This window comes from Mariniflexile gromovii (genome assembly GCF_017814435.1).
GTDB classification, from domain to species: domain Bacteria; phylum Bacteroidota; class Bacteroidia; order Flavobacteriales; family Flavobacteriaceae; genus Mariniflexile; species Mariniflexile gromovii.
Genome location: NZ_JAGJCB010000003.1, coordinates 160,478 through 180,133, shown reverse-complemented (window position 1 = coordinate 180,133; position 19,656 = coordinate 160,478). Strand labels below are relative to the sequence as shown.

Genomic DNA, 19,656 nt, shown 5'->3' with positions numbered 1-19,656 from the left:
ATCTCTATTAACTTATTTCCCCCACTTAATGTTATTCCAAATACGTTCGTGAAAGAAGTACAGTACCATTTTAGTTACCAACTCTACAGAACCTATAGAGAACGCCAAGGCTAATTCCCCTGTTATTACCCATGAAATTAAAATAGTATCTAAAGTACCTATAATTCTCCAACTAATAGACTTCACAATACTTCTAAGCGGCTTTTCTTTAGCGCTATCTGTTTTATAAGTAGTTTTCTCGTTTTGATTTGAATTTGTTAACACGTGCCCAATCATTTTACTTAGCATTATATTAATCCTATCGATTTAGTAGGAATTGCAAATTTAATACTTTTTATTACTTATCAAACAATATTTTTATTTTTTTTCATTTCACCTATCGGATAAGTCTTTTAATGTTGTATTCTTAAAGACTTCCAGTGTGCTATCCCGTACTTGAATCATGAGTTTATTAACACTGCATCGGTCTTCATCAGGGCAATCGTCGCACTTCTCATAGAAATTCAGACTTACACAAGGCACCATGGCTATAGGACCTTCTAGAACGCGCATTACTTCGGTCATAAAAACTTCCGAAGGATCTTTTCTTAAATAATAACCGCCGTGTTTCCCTTTTTTGGAACCTAAAATGCCGGTTTTTCTTAAACTGAGTAAAATACTTTCTAAAAATTTTTGGGGTATTTGTTCTTCTCTGGCAATTTCTCCAACCTGAACTGGCGTATCGCTTCCACTTCTAGCAATAAAAGTGAGCGCTTTTAATCCGTATTTTGTTTTTTTAGATAGCATGGTGCTAAGGTAATTAATTTAGAAAAAAATAAGATAATTATTTTACCATCTTACTTGATAAGGATAAGTTTCATAGATGTTATTATCTTCATTAATTGAATAACCATTGATAGCATCTTCTTTGGATTGTTCATAAAGAATTTTTGAATTCTCTAAATCATTCAATCTCAACAAACAAATAGATTTATAATATTTTACTTCAGAGAATTTAGGATATTGTTTTAACGATTTATCAAATTGAACAATAGCTTCTTTCCATTTCCCTTGTTCATATTTACTTATTCCGTAGTAAAAAAGATCAAGATAATGCGCTTCTCCCCATTCTTTTTCTTGTTCTTCTATGTCTTTTGAAAAAATAGTTTCAGCTTTCTTAAATTGATTAAGTTGCAAATTACAAAGCGCTATATGAAATTGATAGGTATGATCCATAACATATGAATTTCCTTCTGTATCGATGCATTTTTCAAAATCTATGATAGCATCTTGATAGGTTTTAGCAAAAATACATTTAATGAATGCTCTGTAACTTAACCATCTTCTTGAATCATAAAAAACAGCTTTATCCAAATAGTTCATTCCAATTTCATACTTACGGGCTTTAAAATATGGCATTGCTTTTTGCTGCCATAAATAAGCAATCGTACTATCTGCTTTTAAGCCTTCATCTAAACAATTTTGCCATTCAAACATTTGATGCTTATAATTAAACTTTTCTGCACAATTAGTAACATATTTTTTAATTATCGAATCTTGTTTTTTTCTTATGCTTTCAGAAGCTACCGTATTCAAATTCACTTGACTTTTACACTGCATAAAAGATAAAGACAATATAAAAATCAAGATTTTAGTCATTTACCAAGTCGGTTTTTAATTTAAAGCCTGTTTCAAATCGGAAATAATATCATCTATATGCTCTAAACCTACCGAAACACGTACCATACCATCGGTAATACCAGCCGCAGCTTTTACTTCAGGTTCTACCCTAGCATGTGTAGTGCTTGCTGGATGGGTTACAATGGTTCGCGTATCCCCTAGATTCGCCGACAGTGAACACATTTTTATGGTATCAAAAAAAGACCTTCCGCCTTCTAAACCTCCTTTTACCTCAAACGCTATGATATTCCCACCTAACAACATTTGCTTTTTTGCAATGTCGTATTTAGGATGCGACTTTAAGAATGGATATTTCACCCATGTTACTTTAGGGTGGGCTTCTAAAAATGTTGCCAATTTCAGCGCGTTTTCACAATGTTTTTCGGTTCTAACTGCTAATGTTTCTAATGATTTTGACAGCACCCATGCATTAAAAGGACTCATTGAAGGCCCTGTAAGTCTTGAAAACAGATAGATTTCTCGTATCAATTCTTTTTTTCCAACCGTAACGCCACCAAGTACACGTCCTTGTCCGTCCATGAGTTTTGTAGCAGAATGGATTACCAAATCGGCACCAAATTTTATAGGCTGTTGCAAATAAGGTGTTGCAAAACAATTATCAACCACCAACAAAATGTTGTGTTTTTTACAAATAGTACTTAAATATTCTAAATCCAACACATCAACACCAGGGTTGGTTGGTGTTTCTGCATACAAAAACTTGGTATTCGATTTAATTAAACTTTCAATGGTTTCTACTTCATTTACATTGAAATAAGAACACTCTATATTCCATTTCGGAAAGTATTTTGTAAATAAACCATGGGTAGCACCAAATACTGAACTGCAAGACACCACATGATCGCCCGCATCCAGTAATGTTGCAAACGTTGAAAAAACTGCCGCCATACCACTAGCAAAAGCAAAACCAGCTTCTGCGCCTTCCATTAAGCATACTTTATCAACAAACTCGTTAACGTTTGGATTACTATAACGACTGTACAAGTCGCGCTGTTTTTCTTCTGCAAAAGAAGCTCTCATTTCTTCGGCATCGTCAAAAACAAATCCTGATGTTAAATATAACGGTACAGAATGCTCAGAAAACTGAGTTGTTTCCGATTGCGTTCTTACTGCTAAAGTTTCAAATTTTTTTCTTTCCTCGCTCATTTTTATCTTCTTTTAGGTCTCAACTACCCTTAAATTGTATTAATTTATATGCTTAGACAATCTTAAAATATCACCAAAAACGCCTCTTGCTGTTACTTCGGACCCTGCGCCTGCACCTTGAATAACGATAGGTTGCTCCCCATAACTTTCTGTAAATATTTCAAAAATAGCATCACTTCCTTTAATTTGCCCCAATGTGCTATCTCCTGGAATGGAAACTAATTTTACTTCTAAATTTCCTTTGTCTTGAGACAAATCGCCCGATAAGTCGCCTATATATCTTAAAACATATCCAGGTTTTTGGGCTTCTTTTATCTTTTGAAATTCAGCATCTAACACGTTCAACAGACTTAAAAATTCAGCCACGGAAATATCTCTATAAGCTTCTGGAATTAAATTTTGAACCGACACATCTTCAAATTCATTTTGTAAATCCAGTTCGCGCGCCAAAATTAATAATTTTCTAGCCACATCGTTTCCTGAAAAATCTTCTCTTGGGTCGGGTTCAGTAAAACCTTTATCAATCGTTTCTTGTACAATGCTGCTAAATGGTTTGTCCTGTACCGAAAAGTTATTGAACAAATAGCTCAATGTTCCAGAGAAAACCCCTCGAATTCTGGTAATATTTTCACCAGATTCGTGTAATAATTTAATAGTATCTATCAACGGTAAACCAGCGCCAACCGTGGTTTCATATAAATATTGCTTATTGTGTTCTTTTAACTGTGCTCGTAAATCGGTATAAAATTTATGCGAAATGGTATTGGCTATTTTGTTAGAAGACACCAAATCGAATCCAGCCTCAACCAACGGCACATAATTGTTATGGAATTTAGGACTAGCCGTATTATCAACCGCTATTAAATTTTCCAAATGATGTGTTTTAGCAAAAGCAATCACATCTTCAATTGAACTCTCCAATTCTGATGTTTTTATGGCTTCCTTCCAATTTTTATCTGCACCTCTTTTATTCAGAAGTAGTTTTTTAGAATTGGCTATTGCAAAAACATTTAGGTTGATGCCTTTTCGTTTTTCAATATCGTCTCTCGATTTTAAAATTTGATTAATCAAAGCGCTACCAACACCACCATGACCAAAAATGGCTATGTTTATTTTCTTTGAAATTCCGAAAATTTCACCATGAATTACATTCATAGCTTTATGAAGTTGGTCTTTTTTAACCACCAAACTCACGTTTTTACCAGTAACCGTATTGTTGAACAACAACGGCGTAATTTGGTTTTTTATAAGTGCGTTGAATGGTTTGTGGAATGAACTCAATTCGATACCAATAATAGAAATGACCGAAACATCATCAACCACCGCAATTTTATTAACGTCTTGTGAATAGAAATCGTTTTCAAACTCACGTTCCAAAGCTATGACCGCTTGGGTTGCTTGGTCTGCATTAATAATTAAACCTATACCACGTTCTGAAGAGCCTTGAGAAATGATGCTCACACTGATATCCTTACTCGCTAAAGCACCAAATATTCTAGCATCCACACCACTTTTCCCTAACAAACCACGACCTTCTAAATTTAAAAGCGCCACATTATCTAAAACCGATAATGATGTTACTTCTTTTGAATTTGGTTTTGCCGTAATTAAAGTACCTTCATCCTCAGGATTAAACGTATTCAAAATACGAAGATTGATGTTTTTTTCAACCAACGGAATGATGGTTTTGGCATGCAGTACGGTGGTGCCAAAATTAGCCAACTCATTGGCTTCACTAAACGATAATTCGCGTATTTTTTTGGCATCTTCCACCAAATCGGGGTTTGCTGTATATATACCGTTAACATGGGTGTAATTTTGTAACTCTTCAGCATCTAAATAATTTGCTAAAAGTGCCGCTGTATAATTACTGCCATTTCTACCTAACGTCGTGGTTTCATTTTTTGAATTAGACGCTATAAAACCAGTAACCACATTTACAACATCGTTACCTGCTTCTTTATAATATTTTTTAACGTTGTCTTTTGAAAGTTGCGATATAGGTTGTGCATTTCCAAAGGCATCATTTGTTTTAATTAAGGTTCTGGAATCAACTACTGCAGCCTTTATGTTTTTCTTATTCAACAAACTAGCAATCAATTTTACCGATAGCAATTCACCTTGAGCTAAAATTTCATCCTTGGTTTTTTTGCTGTAATCGCCTAATAAACTAACCCCTTCGAACAATTTTTCTAAAACTGAAAATTCAGCTGAAAAATCAACATCCTTTAATGGTTCCGTTTGATAGTTTTTAAATACTTGCAATATTTCTTTATACGGATGCCCTTTAGCGGCTTTGTTCAGAATGTCCTCTAAATCATCGGTAGCGGAACTTCTTGCCGAAACTACTACCGTAATTTTCTCACCTTCCTTCACCTTATTTTCTATGATGGAAATAACGGTATTCAAACCATCGCCATTTGCTAACGATTTCCCTCCAAACTTTAATACTTTCATTCTTCTCTTTTTAGAACTTGGCACAAAAATGCCTTCTACTATTTTTTCTAATTGCTCGTATTCCATCAAAAAAGCATCGTGCCCGTGCACCGAATGTATTTCATTATACGTAACATTCGGGTTTGACACCGCCAATTGCTTGTGTGTTTGCCTGTTTTCTTCAGCTGTAAAAAATAAATCGGAATCAACTCCCACTATATGAATATTACCATGTATATTTTCCAACACATTGAAATCGGTTGGTCTGTTTTTGGTAACATCAATGGTTTTTAACAACTGATTCATTAATTTATAAGCAGAAAGTTGAAACCGTTCTTGCAGTTTATTACCGTGATGCAACAACCAGCTTTCTACATTAAAAATCTCTAATTCCTCGTTTTTAGAACGCTGAAAACGTTCGTTGAAAGATTCTGGTGTGCGGTAACACAACATAGCGTGCATTCTGGCATCGTGCACCGGATTTCTAGAATTCAATAAAAATTGCTCTTGAATTTGGCAATTGGCTATCAACCAATCGGTGGATTTCCAATCGGTTGCCACAGGTATTAAATTATCTGTAATATCTGGGTTCAACACCGCCATTTCCCAAGCAATACCACCACCTAACGACCCACCAATGAGTGCAAACAATTTTTCAATTTTAAGCTCTTTCAACCCAATTAAAAAGATATTTGCAATATCGCGCGCTACGAAATCTTTATAGTTTTCTATTACAAAACCATCAAACCCATTTCCTGGAATATTGAAAGATAATATGGTGTAAAGTTTCGTATCGATTACCTTATCATCGCCCACCAAGTCGCTCCACCAACCATCTTCACCAGCTACATTGCTGTTCCCTGTTAAGGCATGATTTACCAACACCACAGGTGCCGTACCTAAAGGCTTACCAAATAGTTGGTAACTTAACTTTATTTCGGGATTAAGCACTTTACTTTCGGTGGTAAAGTTTTTAATAATGATATGTTGCAAATTTACTTTCAACGATTTTTTTATTTTTAAGACCTACAAGGTTTTAAAAACCTGACAGGTCTTATTAATTTGAATTAAATTTTCGAAAAAGCTTCTTTTAAATCGGCTTTTAAATCTTCAATATCTTCCAATCCAACAGACAAACGAATTAAATCTTTTGGTGCACCTGCTGCATCTTGTTCAGCATCCGTTAATTGCTGGTGCGTGGTACTTGCTGGGTGAATGATAAGCGATTTGGTATCTCCAATATTTGCCAACAATGAAAATAATTTAGAATTATCTGCTATGGTTTTAGCTGCATCAAATCCACCTTTTGCTCCAAAGGTAATGATGCCGCTTTGTCCCTTTGGTAAATATTTATCTGCTAAATCTTTATATTTACTAGAGCCCAGCCCAGGATAGTTTACCCAAGCTACTTCATCTTGTTCCTCCAACCATTTTGCAAGTTCTAAAGCATTTTGGCTGTGTTGCTTAATTCTTACTGGTAAAGTTTCTAAACCTTGAATGATTTGGAAGGCGTTAAACGGACTTAAAGCACCTCCAAAATCTCTTAATCCTTCTAAAATTAATTTAAATGTATAAGCTGCTGCGCCTAAAGCTTCGTGATAAACCAAACCGTGGTATCCTGCTGAAGGCTCGGTGAATTCTGGGAATTTCCCGTTAGCCCAATCGAACGTACCAGCATCAATGATGGCTCCACCTAACGATGTTCCTTGTCCGCCAATATACTTGGTTAAGGAATGTATAACGATGTTTGCCCCATGCTCAATAGGGTTTAATAAAGCGGGTGTTGCTACAGTATTATCTACAATAAATGGTACACCTGCAGCTTTAGCATGTACAGAAATTGATTTTAAATCTAAAACATCCAATTTAGGATTTCCTAAAGACTCCACAAAGAAAGCACGTGTATTTTCTTTAACGGCTGAAGCAAAATTATCTGGATTATCGGCATCTACAAATGTGGTTGTGATGCCCAAACGAGGCAATGTTACTTTCAATAAATTATAAGTACCACCGTATAAACTGGCTGATGCTACGATATGGTCGCCTGCTTTTAATAAAGTCAATAATCCGGTTGAAATTGCCGATGTTCCCGAAGCAAAAACTACAGCGCCAATACCACCTTCTACCGCTGCTAAACGCTCTTGTAAAATTTGGTTGGTTGGATTGTTAAGTCTGGTGTAAATAAAACCTAGTTCTTTTAATGAAAACAGGTTTGCTGCATGATCTGAATTATTAAAAACATACGACGATGTTTGATAAATTGGAACCGCTCGTGTTCCTCCAGTTGCAGTTGTGTCGTGTCCTGCGTGTAATGCGTTTGTTGCTAATTTTAGTGTGCTCATTTTTCTAATTTTTTTGAGTTAATAATGATTCCCGCATTTGCGAGAATGACAGTTTCAAATGAAACCTAAATGCACTGCATTTAGGAATTATTTCGAAATTAAAACAAAAGCCAAATGCATCAAAATTGATGTACTTAATAGAAAAATGTTAAAAAGAAAAATAAAATTACCGTAAGGAATTTTGTTTTGGTTATCTATCCGTAAAACACTGAAAACTAATCCAGATCGGTTAGAATTTAGCACCTTCTTTACAGGTAAAGGGTTGCTAAGGCTTCAATGGGTCTAATCCCTCCGCCTTTCTTGATAACATCTCAATAAGTTTTTGAACTTTGTGAATGCAAATATTGCGACAGAAAAGTTACAATTCCAAATTAATTGGCAGTTTTTTGAAAATAAAGTGATGAAAAGTAAAATTTACATCAAATTCTCAAGTCTTTGCGGTTGCATATTTTCCAAATATCAATCCATATTTTATATTCCTGTTGATTTTCTCCACAAATAGTAAGTTCAACTATACCACTATTAGTGGCTAAATGCAACTCCATAAGTTGAGTTACAGTTTCTTTTAAAAAAACCCATCCTTCCCTTTCGTGAAATTTTATTGCTGTTTTTGCGTACATTACAAATAGTTTATCGTTATTATAGAACAAACTAAATCTTTATTAAGCGTAACTCCAAACATCTCTAATATAGCTAAAACTATGCATAATTAATCTCAATAATCAGTAAAAAGAAAATTTATCTTTGAATTTTGTTTGATTTAAAATAACTTTAAACTATTAATCATTCAAAACATGATAGATAATATTAAAAAGAAAACATATCCCGATGGAGAAATTTACATAGGTGAGTTTAAAGAAGATAAATTTCACGGAAATGGAATTTTAATTTATCCAAATGGCGAAAAATTTATAGGAAAATTTAAAGACAACCTACTAAACGGAATGGGTATTTGGACTCATCCTAACAAAGAAAAATATGTTGGAGAATTTAAGAACGATGAATTTCATGGTATTGGCATATGGACTTATAACGAGGAAGGTGAAAAAGGTAAATACGTTGGAGAATTTAAAGACAATAAATTACATGGCACAGGAACTTTAACAATTTCAAACGGAAGAAAATACATTGGGGAATTTAAAAAAAACAAATACAACGGATTTGGAGATTTGACTGAATCAGATGGAGAAAAGTACATAGGTGAATTTAAAGACCACAGATATCATGGGACTGGAAATTTAACTTTTCCGCATGGAGAAATATATATTGGCGAGTTTAAAGACGGTAGATATAATGGATTAGGAACTCTAACTTTTTCCGATGGAGAAAATTATACCGGAGAATTCGAAGATGACAAATACAACGGAATTGGAGTTTTAACTTTATCAACAGGGGAAAAATATGAAGGAAAGTTCAAAAATGGAAAATTTATTAATGATATAATCCAAGAATCAGAATCAGATATAAATAATCCAAATAAGATTGAAAAAACAGGTAATCCCCATTATTTATTATTCGATACCGAAACAAATGGACTACCTATCGATTGGCATGCTCCTGTTTCCGATTTATCAAATTGGCCAAGGTTAGTTCAAATTGCTTGGATATTATTTGATGTTGAGGGCAATGAAATAGAACGAGATGATTACATAGTAAAACCTGAAGGATTCACTATACCGCATCACGCATCCTCCATACATGGCATATCAACCGAAAGAGCTTTAATGGAAGGTGTTAGTTTAGAGTTCGTATTGGAAAAATTTAATCACTTAGTTAAAAAAGCTGATACTTTAGTTGCTCATAATATATCATTTGATGAAAACATTATTGGCTGCGAATTTATACGGAACGGCATCCAAAATGAAATTTCAACTAAAAATAAAATTTGCACAATGGAAGAGAGCACCAGTTTCTGTCAAATTGGTGGTGATTATGGCATGTACAAATGGCCAAAATTATCTGAGTTATATTTTAAATTATTCAATACAGAATTTGTTGATGCTCATAATGCGTGTGCAGATATTAATGCAACAGCAAGATGTTTTTGGGAATTAAGAAAAAGAAAACTAATTTATGAAGGCTATGCCATGTCTGGCAGAAAGCCAAAACCACAAAAAAAAGATAATGATTTACCTTTTTAAAGAAGTAAAAAATAAAATTTAGCATGATTCACAAGTTTGATATATTAAATGATGAAACAATAAAAAACATAAAGGGATTTATTAATGACCCTCATTTTACTACTAAATCCGTATTAACTTATGAAAGACATTATTTTAAGGGATCTATAAAAGTAATTGAGTACTATTCCAACCATGAGTTAAATTCATATTTTGAAACTGAAACTACGGAGTTTTTTATTATTGAAAGAGGATATAGCAATGAAGATAAGTTGTTTTCTACAAATGTAATATACCTTAATCAAACTGGACAACCATATATGGAATATACTGAAGTTTTAGATATTGACAAGACTTTAAATAAGTGTTATCGGAAAATAAACTCAAAAAAAGAATATTCCTTTGAAGGTTTTGATACCTTTTCGGATGCATTAAAATATAAGTCTCATATATTGTAATTTAATAAAAAAACAATCTTTTATCCGCGTATTCTATGATAAAAACCAAATAAACATCAAATAAAATTAAGCTACAAATTTACAAGTATCCACAAATGGAGAGTCCCTGTTGATTACGGCAAAAATCCGGCCTATAATCTTACACCTCACATTGTTCAAGACCAACATTTTGTTTTTTCCCTCCCCTTGTTTTCTTAAGTAATAAGCTTTTAACTGGGCATCGTGCCTTACCGCTGACAAGGCACACATTTGAAGCAATGATTTCATTGTTTTGTCCGCCATATGGTTAACTTTAGTGCCTCCCCTAATACTTGAGCCTGAGCTATATTCAAAAGGGGCAACTCCCGCATAACAGGCCAGTTTTCTTGCCGAAGCAAAAACCTCAAACCCTTTTGTTGCTATTATAAAATAAATAGCGGTGTTATCGCCAACACCTTTAATGCTTTTTATAAGCTCAAATTGACGTTTTAATTTAGGTTGCCGTTTTACAAGCTCCCGCATCTTGGCATCAATAACCGCTAAGCTTGCCTTAAGGAATTTAATCGTTTTCTTGTTCTGGGCTTCTACCGTTCTATAGACATCTAACGGCACATACCCGCTGTTTTCTTTAGTTGAACCGAATAACAAAAGTGATTTCTTGATTTTTTCCCGCTCGGCAAAAAGCAATTTCAACTGTTGGACCGATTGCTCTGGCACACTCGATAGTTGGAGCTTATCTATATTGCGAATACTGTAATAAGCAATATCCTTTGCCTCGGACTTATCGCTCTTGCCCCTTGTGATGCCCTTGGAACGCTTAATTTCCACCGCGGGAACAATCCAATAATCAAACCCGTTCTCAAAACAGAAACAGCTTAAAGGAAACGTGTATACACCTGTGTTTTCAAAACAATATAACGTTCGTTGTAGATCAACTTTCCTTTGCTTTAAAACGGAAAGCATCCGTTTCAATCCTTTGGTATTATTGGGGACCACAAAATGGACTTCCAATGTGTTAGTGGTTCTATCCACCAAAACAACATCCAATTTCAATTTAGAAATGTCAATGCCCACATGGAATAAATAATTTTTCATAATTTTATATTTAAGTAAATTAAAATGTTGAACCTCTTTAGAACCTTTATTAGATCGCTTATATCTACTATTCTATTTGAAGCTATTCAACTTTTATTCAAGGAGAAAGCAGAGGACTGATACGCGGCATAAGTCTGACTTAGTTAGGGATATAGTTCACCTCTGTTTTCCGTTGAATAAATATAACTTTTATCTTAAATACAAACTAAAGGTTAGGGATTGAACGACTGTTGGAGCTCCCGACCTAAGGAGGAGCGACTCGTGAAAGCCCGACCCCTTGCGGGTAACGCCCTTAAAGTTCATTTCCTTTTAATCTACTTATTATATCGCATTTCATAAAACTTGTTCTGTATAACTAATGCAATAGGCCTATTCTGGATTTTAGATTCCAACCACGATATAATATCTAAATACAAAAACGCGCGACTTTGGTAAGGATCGTGTTCAAATTCTTTAAGCTTTTTATGAAGTTTGATAAACTCATTTCTAACCTCGTTCGGATAAATATCGCCCAAGCCTCTTAAAAATTTAATGAACTCTCTTTGCACATCGTACAAATCCTCCATTTTAATTAAAAACTTATAGGTGCTGCGAATTAACACATCCAAATTATAGTCCATTCCTGCTTCGTAATGCGCTACCAAATTTAAAATTCTGGCAAAACACAACAAATCTTCACGCATTTGTAACGATTTGTTATTTATAATTTTTTCCAGGTATTGAATACACTTTTTATTTTCGCCTGCACCAAAATACATACTGGCAATTTTGTAATAAAACACCATAACGTGATGCTCATCAATACGGTCGTTATAATCCTTCAACCTTATTAAAACCTCATCAACCAATGGTAAACCTTCCTTAAAACTACCTTCAATAAAATGTAAGTTGAACTTATTATTGTAGATGTACAAAAACGTTAAACCATCAATATTATCATCAAATGGAAACCATTTTTCTTTGGTTACTTTTTCCAGTCTTATTAAGGATTCTTTAAACTTTTCATAATGTCTTAAATAAAATAAAGCCTCCAATAAATAATGATTCCCTCTTAGGAAAAATACCGGATTCAAAATAATTTGATCTTTGTTCTCATAAAAAAGCTCCACCCATTTGGTAGCATATTTATAACAGGACAAAAAATCTACCGTTAAAAAACTGTACCATAAATAGGCTTTGTAGAGCCATAATTTTTCACGAAATCCTAAAGTGTTTATATCGTATTTGGGTAGACGCGCTTCAAAATATTTAATAACACGTTTGCTTTCCTTATCATTTTTTACGTAGCCCGTTTTTAAAAACAAACCATAAAGTTGAAGCGATAAATTGGATAGTTTACTTGCTAATACGTTTTGCTGACTCAGTTCTTTTGCCTGAATTGAAAGTTCATCGGCTCGATCTCCTAAACTTCTAGTAATGTATTGCGATTCTATAACTTTTTCAAGCTCAACAATTTCATAAGCCACATTCTTTTCTTCGTTGGAGATGGCTAAGTTTTTGGCTTTATCTAAAATTTTCAAACTCTGTTTATATAAGCCTTTATGGTATAGAATGGTGGCAAAATCCAATTGTTCACGAATTTGGATTCTTATATTTTGGTGCGAAGGATTTAAACGCAAACTAATTAATATTTGCTTATATAAATGGGCTTTTAAATTTGATAATTGTTCTTTTTTTACAATACCCTTTTTTAGAATTGCCGCTTCATCATACACCGAAAGTTTTTCTAAAATATTAAAAAGCGTTAAAAATTTTGAATCTTCATTCACCCCTAACCGTCCAACATAAAGTTTAAATTGTCGCTTTTCGGACTTAGAAAGGGACTTTACCAATACAAACAAATTATCTTTTTGCTCTTTTGTCATAGTTATAAAAACCTTATTAAAATATTGATTTTCAATTATTTAACTAAATTATATTCGAGTTAAACATCGTAAAAAAAGTGAGTTGCATTATCATTTAAGGAAACCAAAATATACATTCGTAATACAAAAAGAAAATTTATTTTATTAAATGTCTAATACTAACGTCCAAATTTTTGACACAACGCTTCGCGATGGCGAGCAAGTCCCAGGCTGCAAACTAAACACAGAACAAAAACTTATCATTGCTGAACAGCTCGATTTGTTAGGTGTTGATATTATTGAAGCTGGTTTTCCTGTATCAAGCCCTGGCGATTTTAAATCGGTTGAAGCCATTTCTAAAATTGTTAAAAATGCAACAGTTTGTGGTTTAACACGTTCTGTTGAAAACGATATAAAAGTAGCTGCAGAAGCATTAAAATATGCTAAAACACCTAGAATTCATACAGGGATTGGAACTTCTGATTCTCACATAAAATTCAAATTCAACTCAAATAGAGATGCCATAATTGACCGTGCTTTTAAAGCCGTAAGTTACGCAAAATCTTTTGTTGAAGATGTAGAATTTTATGCCGAAGATGCAGGTAGAACCGATAATGAATATTTAGCACGTGTTTGTGAAGCTGTTATTAAAGCAGGAGCCACAGTTTTAAATATTCCAGATACAACAGGTTACTGTTTACCAAGTGAATACGGAGCCAAAATTAAATACCTAAAAGAAAACGTAAAAGGTATTGAAAAAGCTGTTTTATCATGCCATTGCCATAACGATTTAGGTTTAGCAACCGCCAACTCTATTGAAGGTGTTATTAACGGTGCGCGCCAAATTGAATGTACCATTAACGGTATTGGCGAACGCGCTGGAAATACGGCTTTGGAAGAAGTGGTAATGATTTTAAGACAACATCCTTATTTGAATTTAGATACCAACATAAAATCTGAAATGCTTTATGGCCTAAGCCAATTAGTATCAGATAGCATGGGTATTTACACGCAACCAAACAAAGCTATTGTTGGTGCTAATGCGTTTGCACACAGTTCTGGAATTCATCAAGATGGTGTCATTAAAAATCGTGAAACTTACGAAATTATAGACCCTAAAGATGTAGGTGTAACCGAATCGGCCATTGTATTAACGGCGAGAAGCGGACGTGCAGCCTTAGCCTATAGAGCAAAAAATGTTGGCTATGAATTAACAAAACTTCAATTAGATGAAATCTATACTAATTTCTTAGATTTTGCTGACAAAAAGAAAGAAGTGAATGATGATGATATCCACACTATTATAGAAAATAGCAGATTATATAAAGAAATTATTTCAGCTTAAATACATTAAAATGAAATTAAATATTGCCGTTTTACCTGGCGATGGTATAGGTCCAGAAGTTATAGCACAAGCCGTTAAGGTTTTGAAAGCTATAGCTATGGAATATAACCATGTATTTACATTTCAACATGCTTTAGTGGGAGCAAGTGCTATAGAAAAAACAAACAATCCATTACCGGAAGAAACTATAGACATTTGCGAAAAAGCCGATGCCATTTTATTTGGTGCTATTGGAAATGCTGCTTTCGATTTAGATCCGTATGCAAAAATAAGACCCGAACAAGGGCTTTTACGACTACGTAAATCATTAGGTTTATACACAAATATAAGACCGGTAATTGCTTATGATGATTTGCTAAACAAATCATCTTTAAAGAAAAAGCAAATAGCCAATACCAACATTCTTATTTACCGCGAACTTACCGGTGGTATTTATTTTGGCGAAAAGAAATTAAGTGAAGATGGTAATACCGCATCCGATATTTGCGAATACACCCGTTTTGAAGTTGAGCGCATTGCCCATTTAGCTTTCAAAGCAGCACAATCTAGAAAACGTAAACTAACGTTGGTAGATAAAGCAAACGCTTTAGAAAGCTCTAGGTTATGGCGCAGAGTGGTGCAAGAATTGGCACCGCAATACCCAAACGTACATTTAAACTTTATGTATATCGATAATGCTGCCATGGAACTCATTATGAACCCAAGACAGTTTGATGTGATATTAACCGAAAACATGTTTGGTGATATCCTATCGGAAGAAGCCAGCGTTATTGTAGGCTCTATTGGACTATTGGCTTCAGCATCTTTAGGCGATAAACATGCCATGTTCGAACCCATTCATGGTGCCTATTCAAAAATAGCAAATAAAGGCATTGCAAACCCCATTGCAGCCATTTTAGCAGCAGCCATGTTACTGGACCATTTTGGTTTAGACGACGAAGCAGCTTTGGTAAGAGAAGGTGTAGATAAATCGTTAAAACTACATATTACCACACCCGATTTAAACACAAAGTACGACAACATTACCACCACAAAAGTTGGCGATTTCATTGAAGATTTTATAAACAATCCCGATGAAACCAATTTAAACTTTACCAACATACATCTAGGGCAATCCACAATCATTTGATTATTTGAGTTAGTCACCAATATTAAAATTTTTGGAAAAGGTCCTTAAAAGCGCATTGTTTACAGTGCGCTTTTTTAATTAACGCTTGGCTAGTTTTGCAGCTATAAAACTAATAATCACTATTTGTGTAGCATGAAACACCATAAGTGGCAGCAATACAATACCAATGGCAGCCGTATTTCCAAAAAGTATTTTAGAAAAAACAGTGCCGTGTACCAACGATTTTTTGGTTCCACAAAACTGGGCTGTAATTTGGTCTTCTTTGCTAAACTTCAATTTTTCGGCAACCAATCGTGTTATAAAAAAAGCCAAGAAAAACAGAAGCAATACCGCTACAAACATAAAAAACAAGTCTAACAGAGAAACACCACTAAATATATTTTCATAAAACGATTCTGCAAAACTTTTATAAATTATAAGCAGAATTATAAATTTATCAAACAAGGTAAGTTGTTTACTGTACTTATTTGCAAACACATTTAAAAACCTCTGTAGCAGTAAACCAATTACAACAGGTAAAATAATTTGTACTATAAGCTTCGTGTAAATCTCGGTAAAATCAAAATCGGTTTGTGTACTATCAACAAATAACCCCATCCAAAGTGGTGTAATGGCAATACCTATAATACCCGAAATACTCGCGTTAAAAATAGCGGCAGGCACATTACCCTTAGCTATAGAAACCATAACAACCGAAGACGACACTGTAGATGGTAAGGTTGCCAAAAAAAAGAATGCCAACCACATTATTTCTTGCTCTTGAGTTCTCAAAAAGGGATTAAAAGCTAAAACAATAAGCGGAAAAATTAAAAATGTTGAAGCTTGCACTAAAAAATGAAGCTTCCAATTTTTAAGACCCGATTTTAATTTCTCAGGACTTAACTTCAACCCATAAAAAAAGAAAATCAATGAAATTCCTACGGTAGAAATCGCATCTATGGGCACGGGGCTTTCTGGTATTCCCCAATTAGGGAAAAGATATGCAATACCAATTACAACTATAATAGATAGAACAAACTTATCAATTTTTATTTTCATGCACGTTTAAACAAAATACATATTAAAATTATTTGGGCGTTACCCTGTGGGTCGCGCTTTCCGCACTACACGGTAGTTTGCTCTAATCGCTAACGCGGGCTTATTTGCATCATTTAAGCGAATTCGCCACTTTTTGAGTATCAGTAATCACCAATCATTCAATTTCTATGTCAGGTCGAGCGCAGTCGAGACCTCATAATTACTAAAGTTAAGAAGATAATCAAATTATTGACTAACAAATGCTTCAAAAGCATCGTTATAATAAATAGTTATTTCTGTTCCTTTCACAATATCGGTTTTAGCCACAAATGTTTGAATTAAGTTCTCAAAATCACGTTCATAAATTTCCGCGTTTGGTTCTTTGCTATGATTGAAAAAACTCCCCACATCACTAATACAAATAGCATCATATTCTTCAATCCAAGGAAATTGAAGTGTTGCCAAAACCTCTGGCAAATTTTCATTTACATGAATAAGTGCCATATCACATTTGGCCAACAATTCACCTTTTGTAATATTTCGTGTTGCAAAAACACCTTTACCGTGTACTAGCGATTGTTTTACTTCTACAGGAATTGTCATTTATTTAGGAAACTTACTTCTAATTTTATCCAAACACAAATTATGGATACTACCAACATGCGTATGCTTTTTAGAAGTATCTGGTTTGTAAGTTCCATCTTGTACTTGTCCGCCAATTTTTTGATAGGCTTCTCTAAAACTTTGCCCCTCTACTACAAGTGTATTGATGTTATCAACTGTAAAAAGGTACTTATACAAATCGTTGTGGATATCAACATCTTTCACAATGGCTTGTTTTATAGAGAAATTGAAAATATCTAAAATATCTTTAACGTCTTCAAAAGCAGCTATCATATTTTCTTTTAACAACTGAAAATCACGATGGTAACCACTTGGCAAGTTGTTGGTTATTAAAAGCATTTCCGTTTGAAGCGCTTGTATCTTATTACATTTACCACGAATCAACTCAAAAACATCCGGATTTTTTTTGTGTGGCATGATGCTACTTCCCGTGGTCAATTCATCCGGAAACGATATAAAACCGAAATTCTGACTCATATACAAACACACATCCATAGCAAAACGGCTCATGGTGTTGCATAAACTCCCTAAACTTGCTGCAATGGTACGCTCACTTTTCCCTCTGCTCATTTGAGCAGCCACTACGTTGTATTTTAGTGTTGAAAAATTCATTTCTTTAGTAGTTAATTCTCTATCAATAGGAAAAGAACTTCCATAGCCTGCAGCAGAACCTAACGGATTTTGATCAACGGTTCTTAAAGTGGCATCTAGTAAATATACATCATCAATCAAAACCTCAGCATACGCCGAAAACCACAACCCAAACGATGATGGCATGGCCACTTGCAAGTGCGTATATCCAGGAAGCACTTTATCTTTATGCGTTTCTGCCAACCCTAAAAGCGTTTCAAAAAGAGTTTGTGTTTTTTGTTTTACAATGCCTAAATTTTCTTTGTAATATAGTTGTAACGCCACTAAAACTTGGTCGTTTCTAGAACGTGCGGTGTGGATTTTTTTCCCAACCTCGCCCAAAGTCTTCGTCAATTCAAATTCTATTTTAGAGTGTACATCTTCAAATTGGGCATCAATAACAAAGGTGCCATTTTCTATTTGGGTCTCTATTTTTTTTAGACCTCCCAATAATTCAACTAACTCATTAGTTGTTAAAATACCAATTTTTTGTAGCATTTTAGCGTGTGCTCTCGATGCTATCACATCGTACTTTGCTATATGAACATCAATTTCCCTATCGTTTCCAACAGTAAATTGTTCTATTTTTTTATCTATTGATATGCCTTTATCCCAGAGTTTCATTTCTTAATGTTTATTCGTTGATTTGTTGATTTGTTTATTCGTTCTGTATCCTTGAACGCAATCGGGATGTTTAAGGTCTCGACTGCGCTCGACCAGACAATTTAGATTACTGCCTACGCAGGAATTAATACCCGATTCAACAATTCAACATAAATTTGTATACCTTCTTCAATTTCATGTAAATAAATAAACTCATCTGCTGAATGTGAACGTGTGCTATCCCCTGGCCCCATTTTTAATGATTTACAAGTCAACCACGCTTGGTCTGACAATGTTGGTGATCCGTATGTTGTTCTTCCCATAGCAACTCCTGCTTTTATCAATGCATGATTTACTGGAATTGATGATGAATTTAAATTCAAACTACGTGGCACAATACTATCACACGGTGCATTCTTTTGCAAAAATTCTGCAATTTCAGCATTGGTAAATTTATCGTTTACTCGTACATCGATGACTAATTCAACATCAGCAGGTACTACGTTATGTTGTTTTCCGGCATTTATTTGTGTAACCGTTAACTTCACATCGCCTAAAGCCTCAGAACTTTTTTCAAACTTAACATCTTTAAACCATTGTAAGGTTTCAATCAGCTTATAAATGGGGTTATCATCATTTGGATGTGCTGCATGACTTGCCGTTCCTTTCACTTTCGCATCAAAAACAACCAAACCTTTTTCGGCAACCGCTAAATTCATCTGGGTTGGTTCGCCAACAATAGCGACGTCAATCTTTGGAATGATTTTCAGCATGGAGTTTAATCCGTTTGGGCCGCTGCTTTCTTCTTCCGCAGAAGCGACTAAAATCAAATTATATTTTAAATCTTTATGATTGTAAAAATGGGTAAATGTTGCAATTAAGGACACCAAGCATCCACCTGCATCATTACTGCCTAATCCGTATAATTTACCATCTTCAACAATGGCTTTAAGCGGGTCTTTTGTATATGCTGAATTTGGTTTTACCGTATCGTGGTGCGAATTCAACAACATGTTTGGTTTGCTGGCGTCGAAATGTTTATTAACCGCCCACACGTTATTTTTATTCCGTTTATACTCTATATCATGTCGCTTAAACCAAGCTTCTATATGTGATGCCGTTTGATCTTCTTCCGATGAATAAGATTGCGTTTCTATTAACTGTTTTAATAGTGCAATCGCATCGTTTGTTAATTCTTGTAAAGCCAT

Annotated in this window: 17 protein-coding genes and 1 riboswitch; of the genes, 4 read left to right on the top strand and 13 right to left on the bottom strand. The window is 34.4% G+C overall.

Annotated features, from left to right (window positions below; all coding sequences use genetic code 11):
- Positions 1-12: 12 nt before the first annotated feature.
- The 7 genes from J8H85_RS04430 to J8H85_RS04400 form a co-directional block, all read right to left on the bottom strand.
- The gene (locus tag J8H85_RS04430) at positions 13-276 is read right to left on the bottom strand and encodes a DUF2061 domain-containing protein (protein ID WP_209653392.1); all 264 of its coding nucleotides are present in this window, start codon (positions 274-276) and stop codon (positions 13-15) included.
- A gap of 96 nt (positions 277-372) precedes the next feature.
- Positions 373-786: an RrF2 family transcriptional regulator gene (locus tag J8H85_RS04425; RefSeq protein WP_209653052.1), complete on the bottom strand. Its 414-nt coding sequence runs from the start codon at positions 784-786 to the stop codon at positions 373-375.
- Positions 787-828: 42 nt separating this feature from the next.
- Entirely contained in the window at positions 829-1,638 is an 810-nt protein-coding gene (locus J8H85_RS04420) for a tetratricopeptide repeat protein (protein WP_209653050.1), read from the bottom strand.
- A 15-nt stretch (positions 1,639-1,653) separates the two neighbouring features.
- A complete protein-coding gene (locus tag J8H85_RS04415) occupies positions 1,654-2,826 on the bottom strand; it encodes a trans-sulfuration enzyme family protein (protein WP_209653048.1) in 1,173 nt (390 codons plus the stop codon).
- A gap of 39 nt (positions 2,827-2,865) precedes the next feature.
- Positions 2,866-6,267: a bifunctional aspartate kinase/homoserine dehydrogenase I gene (gene thrA / locus J8H85_RS04410; protein WP_209653047.1), complete on the bottom strand. Its 3,402-nt coding sequence runs from the start codon at positions 6,265-6,267 to the stop codon at positions 2,866-2,868.
- 62 nt (positions 6,268-6,329) lie between these two features.
- A complete protein-coding gene (locus J8H85_RS04405; RefSeq protein ID WP_209653045.1) occupies positions 6,330-7,604 on the bottom strand; it encodes an O-acetylhomoserine aminocarboxypropyltransferase/cysteine synthase family protein in 1,275 nt (424 codons plus the stop codon).
- A gap of 187 nt (positions 7,605-7,791) precedes the next feature.
- Positions 7,792-7,914: riboswitch (SAM riboswitch) on the bottom strand.
- Positions 7,915-8,023: 109 nt separating this feature from the next.
- On the bottom strand, positions 8,024-8,224 hold the full coding sequence (locus tag J8H85_RS04400) for a hypothetical protein (protein WP_209653043.1): 201 nt from the start codon (positions 8,222-8,224) through the stop codon (positions 8,024-8,026).
- 174 nt (positions 8,225-8,398) lie between these two features.
- Here J8H85_RS04400 and J8H85_RS04395 point away from each other — a divergent pair, with 174 nt between their 5' ends.
- Positions 8,399-9,745, top strand: a complete 1,347-nt coding sequence (locus tag J8H85_RS04395) for an exonuclease domain-containing protein (protein ID WP_209653041.1) — start codon at positions 8,399-8,401, stop codon at positions 9,743-9,745.
- A gap of 23 nt (positions 9,746-9,768) precedes the next feature.
- The gene (locus J8H85_RS04390; RefSeq protein ID WP_209653039.1) at positions 9,769-10,182 is read left to right on the top strand and encodes a hypothetical protein; all 414 of its coding nucleotides are present in this window, start codon (positions 9,769-9,771) and stop codon (positions 10,180-10,182) included.
- A gap of 66 nt (positions 10,183-10,248) precedes the next feature.
- On the opposite strand, the gene J8H85_RS04385 is transcribed toward J8H85_RS04390, so the two are convergent.
- Both J8H85_RS04385 and J8H85_RS04380 read right to left on the bottom strand, forming a co-directional pair.
- Entirely contained in the window at positions 10,249-11,256 is a 1,008-nt protein-coding gene (locus tag J8H85_RS04385; RefSeq protein ID WP_209653038.1) for a transposase, read from the bottom strand.
- 314 nt (positions 11,257-11,570) lie between these two features.
- Complete coding sequence (locus tag J8H85_RS04380) at positions 11,571-13,121, bottom strand: metallophosphoesterase (protein WP_209653036.1); 1,551 nt, start codon at positions 13,119-13,121, stop codon at positions 11,571-11,573.
- 148 nt (positions 13,122-13,269) lie between these two features.
- Here J8H85_RS04380 and J8H85_RS04375 point away from each other — a divergent pair, with 148 nt between their 5' ends.
- Both J8H85_RS04375 and leuB read left to right on the top strand, forming a co-directional pair.
- A complete protein-coding gene (locus J8H85_RS04375) occupies positions 13,270-14,445 on the top strand; it encodes a 2-isopropylmalate synthase (protein WP_209653034.1) in 1,176 nt (391 codons plus the stop codon).
- Between the two features lie 10 nt (positions 14,446-14,455).
- Positions 14,456-15,574, top strand: a complete 1,119-nt coding sequence (gene leuB / locus J8H85_RS04370; RefSeq protein ID WP_209653032.1) for a 3-isopropylmalate dehydrogenase — start codon at positions 14,456-14,458, stop codon at positions 15,572-15,574.
- Positions 15,575-15,652: 78 nt separating this feature from the next.
- Here leuB and J8H85_RS04365 read toward each other — a convergent pair whose 3' ends face one another.
- The 4 genes from J8H85_RS04365 to J8H85_RS04350 form a co-directional block, all read right to left on the bottom strand.
- Positions 15,653-16,612 carry a bile acid:sodium symporter family protein gene (locus J8H85_RS04365; protein ID WP_209653030.1) on the bottom strand — a complete coding sequence of 320 codons (960 nt, stop codon included), beginning with the start codon at positions 16,610-16,612 and terminating at the stop codon, positions 15,653-15,655.
- A gap of 225 nt (positions 16,613-16,837) precedes the next feature.
- On the bottom strand, positions 16,838-17,194 hold the full coding sequence (locus tag J8H85_RS04360) for an SET domain-containing protein (RefSeq protein ID WP_209653028.1): 357 nt from the start codon (positions 17,192-17,194) through the stop codon (positions 16,838-16,840).
- Entirely contained in the window at positions 17,195-18,469 is a 1,275-nt protein-coding gene (argH, locus tag J8H85_RS04355) for an argininosuccinate lyase (RefSeq protein ID WP_209653026.1), read from the bottom strand.
- Between the two features lie 113 nt (positions 18,470-18,582).
- Positions 18,583-19,656, bottom strand: a complete 1,074-nt coding sequence (locus tag J8H85_RS04350; RefSeq protein WP_209653025.1) for a M20 family metallo-hydrolase — start codon at positions 19,654-19,656, stop codon at positions 18,583-18,585.